This is a genomic window from Citrobacter meridianamericanus (assembly GCF_041320245.1).
In the GTDB taxonomy this organism is placed as follows: Bacteria; Pseudomonadota; Gammaproteobacteria; order Enterobacterales; family Enterobacteriaceae; genus Citrobacter; species Citrobacter meridianamericanus.
In genome coordinates this window covers 163114-181085 of sequence record NZ_CP101037.1, presented here as the reverse complement: position 1 = coordinate 181085, position 17972 = coordinate 163114, and the positions used below count along the sequence as shown (strand labels likewise).

The following is a 17972-nucleotide window of genomic DNA, read 5'->3' as shown; positions in this document are numbered from 1 at the left end:
TCTTATTCCCCTTTAGGTTTGGTGTTATTTTAAGCTTTTCCTAAAGGTCACTATGTTCGTAAAAGTATAAAAAACTTCTCCATATGGTGCTCGAAATTACAAATCTATAATTTGCCTTTCGACAAACCTTATTGTGCGTTCAGGACGGAAATCTTTCTTTTTGGAATTACATCTGACATTTCTGTGGTGTCCAAACTGGCAACGATTGCAAAACTTATAACATTAGCCTGAAACTATCGGCATCCACATATCGCATTAAGTGATGCTTTTACTTTATGTAAAAAAGAATCAGGATAAATTAGGTATGTCAGATATAAATGCGTTAACGGACGGCATATATGAATCAAAACCTGGCGGCATTACGCCACCAGTCGAGAGGGGAGTGAACCTCAGTCAGTACGTCTACCTTCGTTCCGCAAGGCGCTTCTTGTTGTGAATTACAAACTGCCCTGGCGAGAACTGCATCATTTCACCCCTAGCAACACACGTGCCTCTTCAACGGTTTGCCAAGAAGGCATTGCTACGCCAGATTGAGTGCCGTTGCCCCTGCGCTCACCTGTGTCACATTCTACATAAAGACGCATCAGCATCGCTTCTGTTTCAGCGGCCCGGCTATTATCCATTACCAGTTCTGCTGCGCGTCGTAGCTGTTCTGGAATGTCATTCCACATTCCCGCACCACTTCTGTCTTTGTTAGTGAGCAAGTCTTCAATAGCAGATGAAGCCATGTTAAGCAGGTCAGCCGAAACTAAAGGCATCGGCGGGGCGGTATAGAGGATTCGACGTCTTCCGCGTCTGTCTGGATCGTATTTATCATAAAAAGCTTTGTTCACATCTTCCCAGTGCCACTGAAGTTGCCCGGTTGCGTCATGGTGGCAAAACTCGCACTGATAAACAGGCGCAATCGACATAACTGCCTTTCCAATACGTGCCAGTACAGCAACTTCGTCAGCTCTGAGACTCATTGCTTCGCTTGGGTTACTACCCTCGGCAAATTCCAAAATTTGTTCAATACGTTCTGGTGTGAAAGTGGTCATAGGCTTTGAAAACATATTTTTCCAGTTGTGCTTACCATATCATCAGGCATTAGGAGCGTTAGCGAATAATTAACAGGTCAGGACCAAAACTAAATCCTTCCCCCATACGGTCTTCATGACGGGAGACATATGCCTTACCGTATTTCTCCAGATCCTGTAAGCGATCTTTTGCCAGATTCCACGAGTATTCCTGGCCCCACACGGGTCCGTCACGCCCGTCAAAGCGGTCAGGTTTACAATTTGCTTTCAGAAGAGCGTAGACATGCTCCACCGTGGGTAGCTGCAAAGCACTATTAGCCTGAGAAACGGCAGTATGCGTCATTTCTGTTCACTCTTTATTGATTTAGTCAGTTAAGCCGGTCAGGTAACTTTAACCGGCTACTCGTATTAAGATTTCTTTCCGGTTGCTTGTCAGTTAGCGGCGAAGATCAATTTCAAGGCGGGCTGTTTTGACCTTTGTTCCGGACTCCCTAAATGTATCATCCGGAAGAGGCGAAATTTGTCCGCCAAGTTGTTTGACTCGCTCCCTGAGCGCTTTTGTCAGTGTGTCTTCCCGGAACAATACCCCAGCTGACAGAATGGCCTGTAAGCGACCTCGCTTAGCGAGCATTGCGATGGCATGCATGACATGTTTAACGTCAGAGCGTTTAAGGAATGGTGGATTCATAACGATAACATCAAAAGTTTCATCGGGCTGGTACCCAAGAAAGTCGGTATGCACCAGCTCGACTCCTGTGCTAAGGACACTATCGTTCTTCACTGCAAGGAATCGCTCATCGTTCAATTCGATCCCGGTAATCAATGCATCCGGAGCCGCCAGTTTTAAGGCTTTCAGAATGCGGCCATCACCAAACTCTGGCTCCAGTACACGCTCCCCGGCAGCTGGTTCAGCGCGTAGAACCATATCTGTGACTAAATTCTCAGGTGTAGGGAAGAAATTGAACAGATCTCGTGGGATGTCAACCGAACCTGTCAGAATGATTTGCTCGATACGCTCAGCTGCATCCGCCGTAAAAATATGTGCCTGCTCTTTTCGGTTCCATTTGCCACCGGCGGCTTCGAGCACTTTGTTTGTCTTAACATAAATGCTGCGGTCGAGCTGGTCGGCCAGGAAAAGAAAGTTCCCTTCAGCACGGCAGCGAGATAAGACGTTCAGAACTTCAGTTGAGATTTGCATTAAAACTCCATTAAGAGGATTTACCCGCCTGGCGGCAGCGGGTTGGTTACTTAAACGGGACAATTCAGATTTGGCCTTGGTTAGTCGGCAGACAACAGCAGGGATGGGCTGTTATAAGAGAAGCGGTCAACGGGAGCCTTATCAAATCGCTGACCGCTTGCATCAGGGGTCAGAACGAGTCCGTTATGGGCGCAATGAATGTGGAGCAACATATCCCCGCCGGTGTTGATGTGTAAGGCAGGCACACCCTGATCGATTTCGAACATGACACCAAAACAGGGGTTACCTTCCTTGTTAACAACTTCACAGTGGATGTTATGTTGGCCGGTAACGCTGACCTGATAGGCCTGACTGTCCTCTTCTGGCAGTGTTTCCTCCTCCAGGCGCCAGTCCTGAAGTGTGAGGCTAATTTCAGGGGTGTCATGCTCTTTCTGAAGAGCCTGGATACCTTTACGGAACAGCTGCATCATTTCAGGAGTAAGGCAGTCTTCCTCAGCTCCAAAATGTTCTTTCCAGCCTTCAGGATCTGCATACATCCAGACGTTTTTAGCGAGCGAAGGTAAGGAAGCATCAGGCTCTACAAGGAGGTGAGGGATGTTCTCTTTGATTCCGAGATAACGTACCGGCTGGCCATTAAGCGGTAACCCATCCGACACTGTAACTTCTGTTCCTGGCAAGACGACGCTGTTTACCAGACCTCCACAATGTTCGGCCACCACGCGGCCTAAATCTGCCATAAACATCCGATGCTTTTCTGGTGAGTCCAGCTCACCAAGGAGTTCAGGTTTAAGCAGTAAACCGGTAATAATCTCAGTCAGTTCACGAGGAGATACTAATTTATACATTTTGTTTTCCTTTTCTGTGTTGGCTTTATATTACCAATCCAGATGCACGAGCTAATAACCTCCAGACAACTTTTTCAAAAATTATTTACTTAAAGCAGGGTGCTAATATGCGCAAGAAATGAATTTAGGAAGGACGGCTTCAAATTTAACTTTTTGGTTTTTTATTTTAGACGGACTTTAAAATAGCATCGTTGATAAAATAATAAACATGGTTTGTTTTTTTGTTTGTATTGACAATCAAATGGGTATAAATTAATTTACTTACATGGCGTATATTTAACGCCACCGCCCCGGCGGCACCGGGCATAAAAGGAAAACCATTTTGAAACCGATGCTCAAAAAAGATTTTTTTTCAGCTATTGAAAACCTTCTCAAAGCTGGCTTTCAACCTCGCTTTTACACTGTTAACAGTGGCCGAATCGGTCTCATTACATTCACTGATAAAAATGGAACAAAACAGGTTGAACAGGTTTATTCCTGCACTTCTTTAGCCGCCAATACTTTTGGAAAGCGCTTCACCACTTGGTTAGAAGAAATTTTTCAAAAGCATAATGAAGAAAAAGTAGCTGATTCCGGGTTCGAGGTTGGTAGCCGTGTCTGGGATAAATTGATGTATACGTTGCGCACCATTTCAGAAATTCGTGCCGGGGGGGTGCTGGTGCTGGATAACGGTGCACAGCGTACACTGGATGAAGTGCAAAAAACGGCACCTGAAACAAACCAGGTGGAGCCAAAGGAAATCTCTTCACTTCAGGAGCTGCTGAACGCTTCCAAAAATCTGGAGCCGACTTCGCCTGAGCTAATTGCGGCTCTTAATGAGGCTCTGTCAACCGCCATAAAACGGTGAATGCAACGGCAGTCTGGCACATCAGGCCTTGTCAGAGATTAGGCCTGAAAAGCACTTACGTACCGATATAACACCTAATTCCCCTCTAAGGAGATTGCCCTAAATGGCGATGAATAAAAAAGAACAAGCCGCGTATGATGAGCTGGTGGCACAGGCCAGAATAAACCGCGCTTTACGCTGGTCTGACTATGGCGTTGAACGCGATATGCCCGTACCAGAGGTCTCGGGGGAATACCAAAACGGCTGGAGCTTCAACACCGCCACTGGCACTGTTTATCCGACATGGAGCGGAACTACGGTTCACGGCACACGGGAAGAGGGAGAGGTTGTCGATGCAACCTCCCGCCGCATGCGAGGCATGAATGGTAGCCAGAACGGCATACCACAATACAGCACCAAAGAACGCGCCCTGAAGGCATTACGCTGTTCGCTTGAAATCAAGTTTGCCATGCAGCTGGATGCCATAGATAAAGCTATCGCAAAAGAAATAGAGCTGTCCACCGCTCGCCGGGAGAGCGATACATCAGATGCCTAGCGGTAAACCATCAATTCAGGCCCGTGATCAGAGGGGCCTTAACGCCCTGAAAGAGGCGGTTCCAGCGACGGCACAACTACAGATGCGGGTTACCCCTGAACGTAAACTGCGTTACGTCAATCAGGCAAAGGCCGAAGGTCTGGGTCTAACAGACTGGGTCCAAAAGCATATGGATAACGTGTGTGATCTGGCAGGCCAGCCTGAAATAACCATGTACAAAGATGATGGAGAAACAAGTGGCCAAAAATAACAACAGTCTCAAACAGCATGTCTTCAATATGCTGTCGGCTGGCAGCGAACTTAAAGAAGTGAAGCGTTTTCTCACCAGCAAGCGAGTTAAAGCCCGCCTGGCAGTGTCAATGATCCACGAGCAGGCGATTGCTGTGCAGAACACTGAATACCAGAATTATCCGGCTTATAGCTAACTGGTAACAACAATTACAGAGAGATACTTAAAATGAGCGTAAACCCAGAATACACCAGGGTTCAGCATGTCCAGATTATTCGCGAGCGAGATGGGCAGAAGGAAGTTGTTCGAGTCTATGATGAAGATGGCGACGTGGTTCTGTGTTTACCTGCCTACATTCAGGATGAGGAAATAAATCTTATTCTGCGCCGGTTGAATGACGTATATTCAGTCGGATATCGTGTAGGTGATGCAGCCCGCCGCCGCGCCATCAAAAAAGCGCTGGGGGATGATGAGGAGTAAGGCCATTTTTACTGGCAAGATATCTGTATACCGGAGTCTTTAGAGTACGTTCTAATGGCTCCGGATTATTAATACTGTTTTACTCATGCAATAAAAAGCAAACCAAAATTCTTTCGCTAATTCATTTTTAAATGCTCAAATCATTAAATGTAAGGAGCGTTATTTATCAATAGGTATGGCGTTCTTAATGGCTATTAAGCTAGTTCTGCTTTCGCTTGCTTCTGGAAATTAGGGAAACCTAATTTTACCCTATCAAAAAGTAACTTTTCTGGTTTTGTTGCATTCACGTAAACAAAAAAGTCCCGCCGGGCAGAAAAGAAAAACATCAAAAATAGCTATTTTCCCGAAAAGATCACGAACACTGAAAAAGTATCATGGGGAACCTGATCAGGAGACAACCCATGAAAATCAAACTAGCCCTGCTTATTGCATTTGCAGGTTTCAGCGCAGGAGCTTCCGCTGAAATCGCAGAATTCAGCTTTAAAGATACCCTGAACGTTAAAAAGACCGTATCGCCTGCATCCGTATGGATTAATCCGGTAACGAGCTTTGACGTTGCCGTTATTTCCGGTCTGGACCGTTATATTACGCTCAGTCTGCTGAAAAGTGACGGGAGCCTCATCTGGAGCACGAAAAGCAGCCTGGTTACCGTTGATGACCGTACCACATCTTCGACAGGCTTTGATTATTACGGCAAGACTCTGACCGTACCAGCGATGGGAGAAGATAGCTTCACCCTCAGAGAGGTGATTACCGACTTGCAAGGGAAGGAGGTCTCCCGGCAGGATTACCCGCTTGCAATTGACCGAACGCCTCCGGCAACGGGTACCATAAGTTATACGAGAAATGGGTGGAACTTTGGCAGCGAAGCGATCTTCACTTCAGTACCAGCCGGTATGCAGTACGCCAGCGTCCAGGCACTGGTCTTTAATGGACTGAGTGATAAAGGTTCCGGGCTTGCTAATGCTGAATATTTCATAACCGATGCCGCTGGAGTGGAGCGTAAAAAGCCAGCGGAAATTAATACAGTGGAAGGTAGCGTAACCGTTCAAGTCGCCGACGCAAGCAGCAATGCCCTGGCACCGGAAAACCGCTCTGAATATAAAGTGGGGATCTACCTTTATGACAAAGCGGGAAACAGGAGCGAACTAAGCCGCCGAAGCGTAATTGATCGGGTTAAGCCTGACGATATCATCCAGGTGCAGGACGCCACTACCGGATCATGGGTCTCCTATCAGTCTGGCATGACCGTCTTCCAGAACCCTATTTCCGTACGGGTATTAAGGAAGAAAAGTGACTTTACTGCTGTTAACGGTTCCAAATATGGCTGGGCGGACTCGAATTTCCAGACGTCCGATAGCACTTATAATATCTATACTTTCAAATACATATATCCAAATGTGGGGGATACTTATCATGAATTTCAGACTCTGGCGGGAGGAGTAAGACGAATTCATCATAACTCCCTCAACTTCACTCCAGCCCCGGCGATGGAAATAGCCCCGAAGATAGTGGCTAAAGAGATGTACCGGAGTGATACCAGTGAGTGGTTAACTCAGGCCTCAATCAGCGTTAAAACCGCCACCATTAGCCGCATAAAGGTAACCGCAGAACCCCGACCATACGTGCAAAAGTTCAGAACGGTAAAAAATGCAGCCTGGTTCTGCACTATTCCTGTCGGACAAAGTTCATGCGAGATGACGGTTAACTTCAACTACACCAGTGACAAAGGATTTGAGTATCTGCATCTTTACTCGGGAAAAGATGGTGACAGCATATTCGATGCGCTTGCTGGTAATTTTACGGTTATCTGGGATAACAACCCACCGGTGGTTAATGTCGCTCAGGTAAACAAGGCCTCCAAGACAATCACTATGACGGCCACCGATAATGATCGCGTCAACGCCTGGAACATCAGCTACTGGGATACCAAAGTTTTCGAAGCCACCCTTAAAAATGCCCGGGGGGAAACTTTCACCCTGAAGCCTGTGACTGTCAGTGAAAGCGATTATAAAACCAAAAACGCCACTTTCTCATACGCTGGTCTACCGGACGGGGATTATACGGTTGTTAGCGTGTCTGCCACGGATCTTGTTGGAAACACAGGAACCAAAACGCTTAATGCACCGCTGAAAATTGACTCAACGCTTCCGGTTATTGCGTTCAGCTTTAATGGCGCAGACGCAGAAGGAAAACTGGTTAAAGGGCTTGAGAACCTACGCATAAGCGTTACTGATGCCTCTGGGGATGCTTCCCTGATATCGCTTCAGCTCGCTGGTGGACCTAACTCTGAAAAGGTCACCCTTGCATTCACGCCGCTATCCAAGGATGTCTTTATTCCTGAATACCCCAGAATCTTCCCCAATACTGACGAATCGGGACAGATGTATCATCTGGAGGCTCTGGCTATTGACGAATCAGGTAACCGGACCACTAAAACGCTTAATTTTACCTACCAGCCAGCTAACCTGATTATGCTGGATAATCTCAAGACGCTGGCCACAGCCGTAGCACTGAAAGCAACGGACAACACGCCGCTGGCCATCATCCGAACCAGTGTGTTGCGTCGTCAGGACGGTTCTATCATTACCGGACAGTTAAACGGAACCCTGACTGTTCAGAAAAACGCCCAGTTCGGCGTTACGGTTGCCGGAGTTACGGTCCAGCCTGGTGAAACTAAATCGCTGTCACTGGATCTTGGTAATGGTGAAGAGCGCACATATCCCGTTACTCCCGCTGTAAGTGGTCAATCTGGCACGGCCACATTTACTATAGAATTCCCTCAAACATAAACCCTACACAAGGGTACGGTAGTATGCCGTACCCTGTTACGCCATCCTCAATGTAAAATGTAGAGTTGAGCATGACTTAATTATTACTTTCTCATTAAGTGTCTCTTAAACTGCAAACGGGAAAGTAATATTCCCGAGACGGGAAGGACTCCTTCCTTTTGGTTATAATCTATGATGCTAAACTGTGTAATTACACCGGAACAATGTCCTCGTTTAAATCGCTGGCACCAGTACATGATTTATCCATGAATGCTTTTTGATGCAATTTTACTTCAGAATGCTCTTAATTTTTTAAACAAATTATATTTGAATCCTTCGTGTATAAATTTGCAGCCCCTCTCTCAATGTTTTTTTAAAATATTTACTCTCAGGTTATTAGCCAGTAGATTCATTCTGTCATGATTACTCCAGAACTAACCGGAGGAATCACATTATGACCAAATATTATGATCGCAGTGGAATTGAAATCTCCAGCGCAAAAATCCGCTGTGTTGATTCTGTAAAAGGTACTGCGGAATATACTTTTCGTATTGTTTGCGATAAATGCAATGGGCGGGGAGAGCGTAAGCATTTTTATAGAAGTCGCTGTATGGCTTGTAAAGCCACGGGTTACAGCCTCGAAACGACCCGTACTGCTTACACGCTGAATGCGCTGTACCGCATTAATGCGCAAGCTGCCCGCAAAGTGTCAGCATCCCTGCAAGACGAGCGTTTAAGGACTGAAAGCGCCCACAGTTCTGCGTTCACAGCATGGTGCAGGTCTCATCAAAAAATGGTTGATGCAATCACCCAACAATCCAGTAGTAATAATTTTCTGGAAAGCCTTAAGTCTTCTTTAACCCACCAGCGTCAGTTAAGTGATAAGCAGCTGGCAGTTGCCGCCCGCATTTTAGGTATTCATTAATTCAAAGCCCTTTTAATTTAATTTTAAGGTCAATTATTACGGAGGAACTATGATCCATTCATTTAAAGACAGACGGCTTGAAAAGTTCTTCCGTAATGGAAAAACAACGGCAGGTATTCCTTCTGAAATTATTAACGCGATTCTGTGTCGACTTGAAACGCTGGATAATGTCCAGAGTGAGCGGGAGTTATTATCCAACAGCTTGCGTTATGAACGCTTAAGAATGACGTCAAACCGTTATTCCTCCATTCGAGTAAACTCTAAGTATCGATTATTCTTTGAATGGAATGATGGCGCACATAATGTTCATTTGTCTGCACATGACTATAAATCGCTCATCCATTAAGGTTAAAAATGAAGCTATTTTCAATTTCATCCCGGGATACAAGCATGGACGCGATGTTTTATATCCAGGCCAGTACTAAACAACAGGCAAGTTACATATTTAGTACCCTTTCCCCGAAGCCTACTGCGAACTGCCAGCTTACAGATTTGCAGAATGAGACGGTCGTCCCTTCCATAAGCCCTATTTCGCTTTCACTTAACCCCTGGTCGATCAATTCCCAGTCCCGAACCCGGGAACTGCGTATGGCCACGCATGGTCTTAACCTGATCTGTGCAGTCACGGATGAGCATACCCGTCAGATAGTTGACTTTTGCGATAACCTTGGACAGCAGCTTAAGGATCCGGACGACAAAAGCGCCTGGGTTAAGCTCATTAATTCTGAATGCGCTTTGCTTAATTCTCCGCGTCTCTATCCCGTTCTGCTTGAGCCGGATACACCGGCACAATTTGAAATCTTTGTGCCAGCTCCGGAAGATGGAGAACACGACACGGTCATAGCCAGCGTTGTTAAAGAATGTTTCGGAGATGAATGCCGGTACAGAGTAACGGACAAAGCTTTTGCAATGTCGGAAAAGCCAGTCATCAGGCTGGAAGCTCATTTCAATGACAAACGCGAAAAGGTTTTAGAACTGACCTTTTCCTGTTTCAATCTTTCACTCTCAGCGTCCGTGCATGAAAACCAGCTACGTCAGATTTTGTTACTTTGCGAAGACTTTGGCGTAAGGCTTCAGGGTAGAGCAGGGGCATCCTGCCACGTTAATATGCGCAGTGCTTACCGTCGTCTTGCTCATGTTGGCACCGGCTCTCGCCCAGGTGATGACAGTGATGTGCGGGTCTATACCTCGTTAAAAGAAGAAAAAGATGTTAAGAGGCTGCTTGATAAGTCAACCAGGGGAAGTGAGCTTGTACCGGCGAGGCACGGGCAGCAGTTTAACGGGGTCTTAGTGAATGCCACACCCGCATCGGCCACTACTGGTTTCATTTACCTTTCGCATGATTTTCCGGAAGGCCAGTTTATGATGACAGCCGAGGTGTTGCATGTTGGAATTACACCAGGCGGTATTTACTACATTGAAACACTGGACGGTTACCGGTTTATCGTGACAGCGTTTGAGAAGGGATTAATGAACGGTTTGAGGGAGTTTATAGCTGCAAATGAGGAATATTTTAAGTATTACCGCTGGTCTTAGTATCTGAGCTGAAACCGGTAGGCCAGGGAAGGCAACCGGGAAAATGCAATTTAACCTGATCCTATACCTACGACTATCTTTATCCACTTATAATAGCCTCACCAAATTATAATGCCCGATCACCGCATTTGCTTAAACCTCACATATTCTTCTTATGCTTCCCCTGATAATCTACGACCGAAAGACAAAGGAAAGTGAATACGAAATAAGATTTATGAGCACATAAAAGTTACTTTTCCTTGGTGGCACATCACAAACATTGTGGGTTTCATAATCCTTTTTGTTATTTAAAAAGGATGTGTTCAATTCTAATTAAAGGTGGTATTTTTTTTGAAAGTTTGCTGGGAGGTTATTAGCTGGGGGGATGGGTAACAGTATAATAAGTACAGATGAAAAGGAGGTTTTATGAAAGCGTTAGACGTGGTTTCAACTCAACTCAACTTTATTAATCTGTTGGATCAGGCAGGATATGCTCTTTCAGAAATTGTTGTAAAACGCTTCAGTGCTGCACCAGCCTTTAACGAAGGGCACTGGTTGTTCATTGCAGAGCAGGATAACCGCTACATTGAAGTGGTCTGTATTCTCTCTTTAGCTTCAGAAAGCGGAGAGCAGCATATTGATGTTTTTATTAATATGTTCGAAGACCCGATTGATGATGTTATTTCACGAAACATTGAAACCAAAACCTTTGCGACGCTTTATAAATACATTGAACGTATACCTTTTACTCCGGGTGTAAAGAAAGAATTCTTGAGCAGTATTGAGAACATCAATTTTAGTTAATCAAAAACCACAACTTTTTGCCACCAAGTTATTAGGGAAGGTGCGAACAAGTTCCTGATATGAGATCATCATATTCATCCGGAGCGCATCCCAGAGGGACATCATGAGCCATCAACTCACCTTCGCCGATAGTGAATTCAGCACTAAGCGCCGTCAGACCCGAAAAGAGATTTTCCTCTCCCGCATGGAGCAGATTCTGCCATGGCAGAATATGACCGCTGTCATCGAGCCGTTTTATCCCAAGGCGGGCAATGGCCGACGGCCCTATCCGCTGGAGACCATGCTGCGTATTCACTGCATGCAGCATTGGTACAACCTGAGCGACGGTGCCATGGAAGATGCCCTGTACGAAATCGCCTCCATGCGCCTGTTTGCCCGATTATCCCTGGATAGCGCCCTGCCGGACCGCACCACCATCATGAATTTCCGCCACCTGCTGGAGCAGCATCAACTGGCCCGCCAATTGTTCAAGACCATCAATCGCTGGCTGGCCGAAGCAGGCGTCATGATGACTCAAGGCACCTTGGTCGATGCCACCATCATTGAGGCACCCAGCTCGACCAAGAACAAAGAGCAGCAACGCGATCCGGAGATGCATCAGACCAAGAAAGGCAATCAGTGGCACTTTGGCATGAAGGCCCACATTGGTGTCGATGCCAAGAGTGGCCTGACCCACAGCCTAGTCACCACCGCGGCCAACGAGCATGACCTCAATCAGCTGGGTAATCTGCTTCATGGAGAGGAGCAATTTGTCTCAGCCGATGCCGGCTACCAAGGAGCGCCACAGCGCGAGGAGCTGGCCGAGGTGGATGTGGACTGGCTGATCGCCGAGCGTCCCGGCAAGGTAAAAACCTTGAAGCAGAATCCGCGCAAGAACAAAACGGCCATCAACATCGAATACATGAAAGCCAGCATCCGTGCCAGGGTGGAGCACCCGTTTCGCATCATCAAGCGGCAGTTCGGCTTCGTGAAAGCCAGATACAAGGGGCTGCTGAAAAACGATAACCAACTGGCGATGTTATTCACCCTGGCCAACCTGTTTCGGGTGGACCAAATGATACGTCAGTGGGAGAGATCTCAGTAAAAACCGGAAATAACGCCAGAAATGGTGGAAAAAATAGCCTAAATAGGCTGATTCGATGTGTTTGCGGGAAAAAAATCGGCCCAGATCCGCGAAATTTTAATCAGCGAGTCAGCTTGGGAAGAAATGACCTGCTTATTCGCACCTTCCTTAGGTAATGCTATCAACCTGATATAATTACCTTAACATGAATATGAGCGGAGCCGGGTTATGTCTAATAATACTGAAGTCATTAGCTGTGATTTATTTTCAACTCTATCTTCACTTAATTTTAGCTCCGAGGATATTACAGGTTTGACTCCGGCCAACTTTCGAAAGGGAGCTTTCTTACATGCAAAAATTTCTGCTAGCCAGGCCACGCGAGCGACTGATATTTCCATTCAATTACTCACGGATCGTGTTTCAGGTGAAATGAACTACGTAATAGTAATTGGCAGGGGCTTTGTTGAATAAATCGAACTTTTGCTGAGTTGAAGGATCAGATCACGCATCTTCCCGACAACGCAGACCGTTCCGTGGCAAAGCAAAAGTTCAAAATCACCAACTGGCCCACCTACAATAAAGCCCTCATCAACCGTGGCTCCATAACTTTCTGGCTGGATGATGAAGCTATTCAGGCCTGGTATGAGTCGGCAACGCCTTCATCACGGGGAAGACCTCAGCGCTATTCTGACCTTGCCATCACGACTGTGCTGGTCATTAAACGCGTATTCAGGCTGACCCTGCGCGCTGCGCAGGGCTTTATTGATTCCATTTTTTCTCTGATGAACGTTCCGCTACGCTGCCCGGATTACAGCTGTGTCAGCAGGCGGGCAAAGTCGGTTAATGTCAGTTTCAAAACGCCCACCCGGGGTGAAATCGCACACCTGGTAATTGATTCCACCGGGCTGAAGGTCTTCGGTGAAGGCGAGTGGAAAGTCAAAAAGCATGGCCAGGAACGCCGCCGTATCTGGCGTAAGCTGCATCTCGCCGTTGACAGTAAAACACATGAAATCATCTGCGCTGACCTGTCGCTGAACAACGTTACGGACTCAGAGGCCTTCCCCGGGTTAATCCGGCAAACCCACCGGAAAATCAGGTCAGCCGCCGCCGATGGCGCTTACGATACCCGGCTCTGTCACGATGAACTGCGGCGTAAGAAAATCAGCGCGCTTATCCCGCCCCGAAAAGGTGCGGGTTACTGGCCCGGTGAATATGCAGACCGTAACCGTGCTGTTGCGAATCAGCGGCTGACCGGGAGTAATGCGCGGTGGAAATGGACAACAGATTACAATCGTCGCTCGATAGCGGAAACGGCGATGTACCGGGTAAAACAGCTGTTCGGGGGTTCACTGACGCTGCGTGACTACGATGGTCAGGTTGCGGAGGCTATGGCCCTGGTACGAGCGCTGAACAAAATGACGAAAGCAGGTATGCCTGAAAGCGTGCGTATTGCCTGAAAACACAACCCGCTACGGGGGAGACTTACCCGAAATCTGATTTATTCAACAAAGCCTCTTTTCTTTTAAAAATAAATTATTCAGATTTATTTTCTATTGATTTAATGAGGTAGGGAATGACAGAAAGTGCTTTGCTTTTGCGAGAGGCATTTAATGAATCGGTTAACTATATGACATGGTCTTTTTATTCACTGATAACTGCTTACGTTTCGATGGCTTTTTATGATAGAGTTGAGGTTAAGACCCGAATAAATAATTATCTGAATAAGTTACTTTTCGTGATTGCTATGTCCGTTTTTATCCCAAATATGTACTTTGTTTCAATGGTGTTCAGTCAGAAGTTAGGCACCGCAGCTGGCGTTGCGTCATTCATTATTGGGCTACTTTTCATGATGTTAAACTCGGCACCTGTAATTACTGGTATCGTACAGCAGCGCAAAGATTGAGTTTTATGAGTATAGTCAGTTGGGTTTTCATCTGTTTTATCAGACTTAGAAAAATGAAATCTTTCAATTCATTGATTTTAAACGCAAAAAAATTTCTAAATGATCAGAATTATAGGGTGCTCATTTTGCACAGCAGTAGGGGTTGACCATTCAATGGAAACGCTCCTTCGAACTGACCCGGAGAAATACGGTTATCAGGCTGGCCTGAGTCGTCTTCAGCGATTTCTTTCTAAGATCCAGTACGACTGGAGCCTGCGGGATTATATCGGTCGTAAAGTGTTCGAAGGCGGATATGTGCGTCTTCAACCCAATATCTTTTCTTCGTCCCTGACTGAACGTCTTTTTCATGCCTGTTGCAGCCTTGATTATGTTGAAGCAAGACGTGCGGCAGAGCATCGCAGAAAGCTACTTTCCGGCGAGGTTGACGATACGGCTTATAACCGTCGTATGGCTGAGCCACAATTTCGGCTTGTACAGGAAGCAAACGTGATCCACGTTGATTTCCTCTGGTCGTTGCACTGTTTCAACCCTCGCCCGTTTCGGGCAATTGAGATCTATCGCAGGGTCTGGGAAGAGGCCGATCTGGACCTTCTTGAGGATGAGCCTGACATGCAGCCTGTGCCCCGTACACCAATGCCAGCTCCACTCTGGATGAAACTGCCCGGAGGCCGGTTCGGTACAGCTTATGATGGACTGACTGATACGTTGCCGCTGATGACCTATTTTGACGGGCAGGCTGACCCCAGGGCTTCACGTAGCCTAAAGACCGGAGAGAGCAGTTCTGTCGTCGTGGCATTCGAGGAAGAGGATGAGCTGACTGTTGAAGAAGATACGGCGTCCTGGATTATCTGGCATGAATACGACGGGTTACGCCAGCGCATCGCTGACGGTGAGTTTACTCCAACGACTGCTGCTCAGTATCTTCTTCGTTATGGCGCGGTCCGAATTTCAAAAGGCAAGGGCGCTGTCTATCATCGTCTCGCACAGCGGGGACAAACCTTTTCCCGCCTGGGGATAGGCGACAGAGTGTCGCTTCCAGAGCTGGTTGCCAGTCGGCGTTTTAAAATACTCAGTGATTCTGCATACCGTCAGGTTGTAGCCCGGAAATTGCGTGGACAGATAAAAAAGTTCAGATTCTGGGCATGCGTAGCTGCCTGTGTTCAGTTGCACGTACACAACAAGACGGCACTCGGAGAAAGAATTTTAACGTTACTCGAAGGTGAGAGGGAACAGCAACAAGGTGCGATCCAGGCGAAGCTGAAGGCGGGAATGATGGATGCAGTTCTAACTCTGTGTAACCAGCGACTCCGGGTGAAAGAAAATACTAACCAGCCAGAGGAGTTCCGCTATTACCGTGCCGTAAGAGCTCGTTTCATGCGCCATTTATCTGAATGCCTTAAGCCAGAAAATGGCGGCGTTATCCGTGACGTTATCTGGGAACTGAGGGTGCTGAGCAGTGCTCACGGTACGACCAAAACAGGTTTTTACTATGTCGATAGCAATCGCCCGACAGCGAAAGGACTGTTAAACCGCCTTCTGATGAGGATGGTCAAGCAGGTCGTATAAGCGTCTGAAACGCGAAACACACGAAAATGGAGGGGTTATACAAAAAAAACTTAGCTTTGATCGTGATGTAATGTGGACATCATGTCCAAGCGTTGCTGCATCCAGAAAAGTAACTTTAATCCTGTTGATACAGCCCTTGCATTACCTGTTTACGCATAGCGTGGAAACGTTCTAATTAAACCAGACGAATATAAATTTAAATTAATTCACTCACCCCCGGAATCGGGGAACTAAACAAAAGGATCATCAATGCAAAATCAAAATACACCCGCTCAGGAAAAACACACCGTATACCTTTTTAATGCCGAACATGCTGACAAGACAGCCGCCAAGCAAGCCGGGAAACTCTTCACGCTGGACATTGAACACCCAATGACCCTCAACGATCTCTCGCTGCTGTGTGAGTCGGTCGCGGACGCTGTGGGAGCACCTGGCGGAATTAAATATGAAATCACAACAGAGCCTAATGGGGTTCAGGAGGAATACTGAATCAGTGTGGTGTGAGTCCATTTTAATTTGACGTTTCATGAGTTCTATCGAGAGGCTGAAGTATGACTTTGAAAATGGAAAGTTCCCGGACTTCCAAGCCTGAGGGGCCATTTGTATTAATCACTTTTGAGGGGGACGAATTTCTTTTTGATGACAGACATAATGTCGTCAAGATAAATGGCAGGCCTAAAAAAATGGATGTAAAGCGAAATTATTTTGAGTCCGATCTGGGAGAAGGGAAAGCGAAATACTGGACTTTAAATATCGAAGAGGCTCATCGGTTCAATTCGATTGATGAAGCGACAGAACAACTTTGTAAACTGAGTCGCCCTCATCTGATCAAAATTCGCAAAGTTGAGGGGGTATCTGAATGACCAAAGAGATGTTTTTACGCATTTTAAATGAGGCACAGGCTCGTGTGGATAACGATTCGCTTCCGCTTGATGTTCGTATCCGGTCACGCACCACGGTAAATGATTGCGTCATCCGGGCAGATAAAGAGGGGTGGCCTATTGAGTATAAACAGAAGGTCTGGGTAGATGCAGTCAGTGGCTGTTATCTTTAGCGGTTACTTAAGCCAGTTCCTGTGCCCGTGAGCTTAGTAAAGGCGGAAAATGATATGGTCAAGGTGATAAATATCAACGGGAATTTAGTTGAATTACCTGAGCCCTCAGCAAAGTTATCCAAAGCTGAATCACCTGATGGTAGGTTCTCAAAACCTAAAAATAAGATCTCTAAAATACAGCGAGCTGAGCTGCGAATGAAATTTGGGGGGCGTTGTGCCTATTGTGGTTGCAAGCTTCCTGAAAAAGGGTGGCATGCCGATCATGTTGAGCCTGTTCGACGCGACTTTGAACTGGTGAGAGCCCCTGTCGGCAGCGGCGTAACTCATGTTGCCCGAAGTACGGGTAAGGTTATGCACCCTGAACTGCATGCTATAGAAAACTTATTTCCATCATGCGCCCCCTGCAACCTTTTTAAAGGAGCTTTTAGTGTTGAAGGAATGAGAAAAGAAATGGCACTGTTGCAAATAGTCGGTGGTGATAAACTTATCATCCCCTTTTGCTGATGGAGCTGCACATGAACCCATTCAAAGGCCGGCATTTTCAGCGTGACATCATTCTGTGGGCCGTACGCTGGTACTGCAAATACGGCATCAGTTACCGTGAGCTGCAGGAGATGCTGGCTGAACGCGGAGTGAATGTCGATCACTCCACGATTTACCGCTGGGTTCAGCGTTATGCGCCTGAAATGGAAAAACGGCTGCGCTGGTACTGGCGTAACCCTTCCGATCTTTGCCCGTGGCACATGGATGAAACCTACGTGAAGGTCAATGGCCGCTGGGCGTATCTGTACCGGGCCGTCGACAGCCGGGGCCGCACTGTCGATTTTTATCTCTCCTCCCGTCGTAACAGCAAAGCTGCATACCGGTTTCTGGGTAAAATCCTCAACAACGTGAAGAAGTGGCAGATCCCGCGATTCATCAACACGGATAAAGCGCCCGCCTATGGTCGCGCGCTTGCTCTGCTCAAACGCGAAGGCCGGTGCCCGTCTGACGTTGAACACCGACAGATTAAGTACCGGAACAACGTGATTGAATGCGATCATGGCAAACTGAAACGGATAATCGGCGCCACGCTGGGATTTAAATCCATGAAGACGGCTTACGCCACCATCAAAGGTATTGAGGTGATGCGTGCACTACGCAAAGGCCAGGCCTCAGCATTTTATTATGGTGATCCCTGGGCGAAATGCGCCTGGTAAGCAGAGTTTTTGAAATGTAAGG

22 protein-coding genes and 1 pseudogene are annotated in these 17972 nt (G+C 46.8%); 19 read left to right on the top strand and 4 right to left on the bottom strand.

Going from position 1 to position 17972, the window contains the following annotated elements; genetic code table 11:
• Positions 1-464 precede the first annotated feature (464 nt).
• The 4 genes from NMD08_RS26890 to NMD08_RS26875 all read right to left on the bottom strand — a co-directional run bounded on the left by NMD08_RS26890 (position 465) and on the right by NMD08_RS26875 (position 3059).
• Positions 465-1052: a hypothetical protein gene (locus NMD08_RS26890; protein ID WP_000491820.1), complete on the bottom strand. Its 588-nt coding sequence runs from the start codon at positions 1050-1052 to the stop codon at positions 465-467.
• A 43-nt stretch (positions 1053-1095) separates the two neighbouring features.
• Positions 1096-1359: a hypothetical protein gene (locus tag NMD08_RS26885; protein WP_000149862.1), complete on the bottom strand. Its 264-nt coding sequence runs from the start codon at positions 1357-1359 to the stop codon at positions 1096-1098.
• A gap of 93 nt (positions 1360-1452) precedes the next feature.
• Positions 1453-2214 carry a methyltransferase gene (locus NMD08_RS26880; RefSeq protein WP_001447802.1) on the bottom strand — a complete coding sequence of 254 codons (762 nt, stop codon included), beginning with the start codon at positions 2212-2214 and terminating at the stop codon, positions 1453-1455.
• An 80-nt stretch (positions 2215-2294) separates the two neighbouring features.
• Positions 2295-3059, bottom strand: a complete 765-nt coding sequence (locus tag NMD08_RS26875; protein ID WP_000277498.1) for a hypothetical protein — start codon at positions 3057-3059, stop codon at positions 2295-2297.
• Positions 3060-3390: 331 nt separating this feature from the next.
• Between NMD08_RS26875 and NMD08_RS26870 the strand changes: the two genes are divergently transcribed.
• The 19 genes and pseudogenes from NMD08_RS26870 (at position 3391) to NMD08_RS26780 (ending at position 17970) form a co-directional block, all read left to right on the top strand.
• Complete coding sequence (locus tag NMD08_RS26870; RefSeq protein WP_012695482.1) at positions 3391-3906, top strand: hypothetical protein; 516 nt, start codon at positions 3391-3393, stop codon at positions 3904-3906.
• 103 nt (positions 3907-4009) lie between these two features.
• Positions 4010-4441, top strand: a complete 432-nt coding sequence (locus NMD08_RS26865) for a hypothetical protein (protein ID WP_001251242.1) — start codon at positions 4010-4012, stop codon at positions 4439-4441.
• 236 nt (positions 4442-4677) lie between these two features.
• Positions 4678-4866, top strand: coding sequence for a hypothetical protein (locus tag NMD08_RS26860; RefSeq protein WP_001107529.1), 189 nt, complete (start codon positions 4678-4680; stop codon positions 4864-4866).
• 32 nt (positions 4867-4898) lie between these two features.
• Complete coding sequence (locus tag NMD08_RS26855) at positions 4899-5150, top strand: hypothetical protein (protein ID WP_000115760.1); 252 nt, start codon at positions 4899-4901, stop codon at positions 5148-5150.
• A 401-nt stretch (positions 5151-5551) separates the two neighbouring features.
• On the top strand, positions 5552-7942 hold the full coding sequence (locus tag NMD08_RS26850) for an Ig-like domain-containing protein (RefSeq protein WP_000694552.1): 2391 nt from the start codon (positions 5552-5554) through the stop codon (positions 7940-7942).
• Positions 7943-8375: 433 nt separating this feature from the next.
• Positions 8376-8846: a hypothetical protein gene (locus NMD08_RS26845; protein ID WP_000170639.1), complete on the top strand. Its 471-nt coding sequence runs from the start codon at positions 8376-8378 to the stop codon at positions 8844-8846.
• A 49-nt stretch (positions 8847-8895) separates the two neighbouring features.
• Positions 8896-9192: a type II toxin-antitoxin system RelE/ParE family toxin gene (locus NMD08_RS26840; protein WP_000581857.1), complete on the top strand. Its 297-nt coding sequence runs from the start codon at positions 8896-8898 to the stop codon at positions 9190-9192.
• Between the two features lie 44 nt (positions 9193-9236).
• A complete protein-coding gene (locus NMD08_RS26835) occupies positions 9237-10382 on the top strand; it encodes a hypothetical protein (RefSeq protein WP_000339750.1) in 1146 nt (381 codons plus the stop codon).
• A gap of 405 nt (positions 10383-10787) precedes the next feature.
• Positions 10788-11165 (top strand): hypothetical protein, encoded by a 378-nt coding sequence (locus tag NMD08_RS26830; protein ID WP_000645320.1) that lies wholly within the window; start codon positions 10788-10790, stop codon positions 11163-11165.
• 103 nt (positions 11166-11268) lie between these two features.
• Positions 11269-12249: an IS5-like element ISKpn26 family transposase gene (locus NMD08_RS26825; protein ID WP_000019448.1), complete on the top strand. Its 981-nt coding sequence runs from the start codon at positions 11269-11271 to the stop codon at positions 12247-12249.
• 207 nt (positions 12250-12456) lie between these two features.
• Positions 12457-12699, top strand: coding sequence for a hypothetical protein (locus tag NMD08_RS26820; RefSeq protein WP_370620233.1), 243 nt, complete (start codon positions 12457-12459; stop codon positions 12697-12699).
• 17 nt (positions 12700-12716) lie between these two features.
• Complete coding sequence (locus NMD08_RS26815) at positions 12717-13685, top strand: IS5-like element IS903B family transposase (protein WP_072223036.1); 969 nt, start codon at positions 12717-12719, stop codon at positions 13683-13685.
• 116 nt (positions 13686-13801) lie between these two features.
• On the top strand, positions 13802-14131 hold the full coding sequence (locus NMD08_RS26810; protein ID WP_000140246.1) for a hypothetical protein: 330 nt from the start codon (positions 13802-13804) through the stop codon (positions 14129-14131).
• A gap of 153 nt (positions 14132-14284) precedes the next feature.
• The gene (locus NMD08_RS26805) at positions 14285-15697 is read left to right on the top strand and encodes a hypothetical protein (RefSeq protein WP_022646499.1); all 1413 of its coding nucleotides are present in this window, start codon (positions 14285-14287) and stop codon (positions 15695-15697) included.
• 249 nt (positions 15698-15946) lie between these two features.
• The gene (locus NMD08_RS26800) at positions 15947-16186 is read left to right on the top strand and encodes a hypothetical protein (protein ID WP_001180999.1); all 240 of its coding nucleotides are present in this window, start codon (positions 15947-15949) and stop codon (positions 16184-16186) included.
• A gap of 62 nt (positions 16187-16248) precedes the next feature.
• Positions 16249-16560, top strand: coding sequence for a hypothetical protein (locus tag NMD08_RS26795; protein WP_000172888.1), 312 nt, complete (start codon positions 16249-16251; stop codon positions 16558-16560).
• Positions 16557-16751, top strand: a complete 195-nt coding sequence (locus tag NMD08_RS26790) for a hypothetical protein (RefSeq protein ID WP_000159617.1) — start codon at positions 16557-16559, stop codon at positions 16749-16751. The genes NMD08_RS26795 and NMD08_RS26790 overlap by 4 nt, the downstream gene beginning before the upstream one ends.
• 54 nt (positions 16752-16805) lie before the next feature.
• On the top strand, positions 16806-17255 hold the full coding sequence (locus tag NMD08_RS26785; RefSeq protein ID WP_000241453.1) for an HNH endonuclease: 450 nt from the start codon (positions 16806-16808) through the stop codon (positions 17253-17255).
• A gap of 11 nt (positions 17256-17266) precedes the next feature.
• Positions 17267-17970: pseudogene (locus NMD08_RS26780) on the top strand (IS6-like element IS26 family transposase).
• Positions 17971-17972 lie beyond the last annotated feature (2 nt).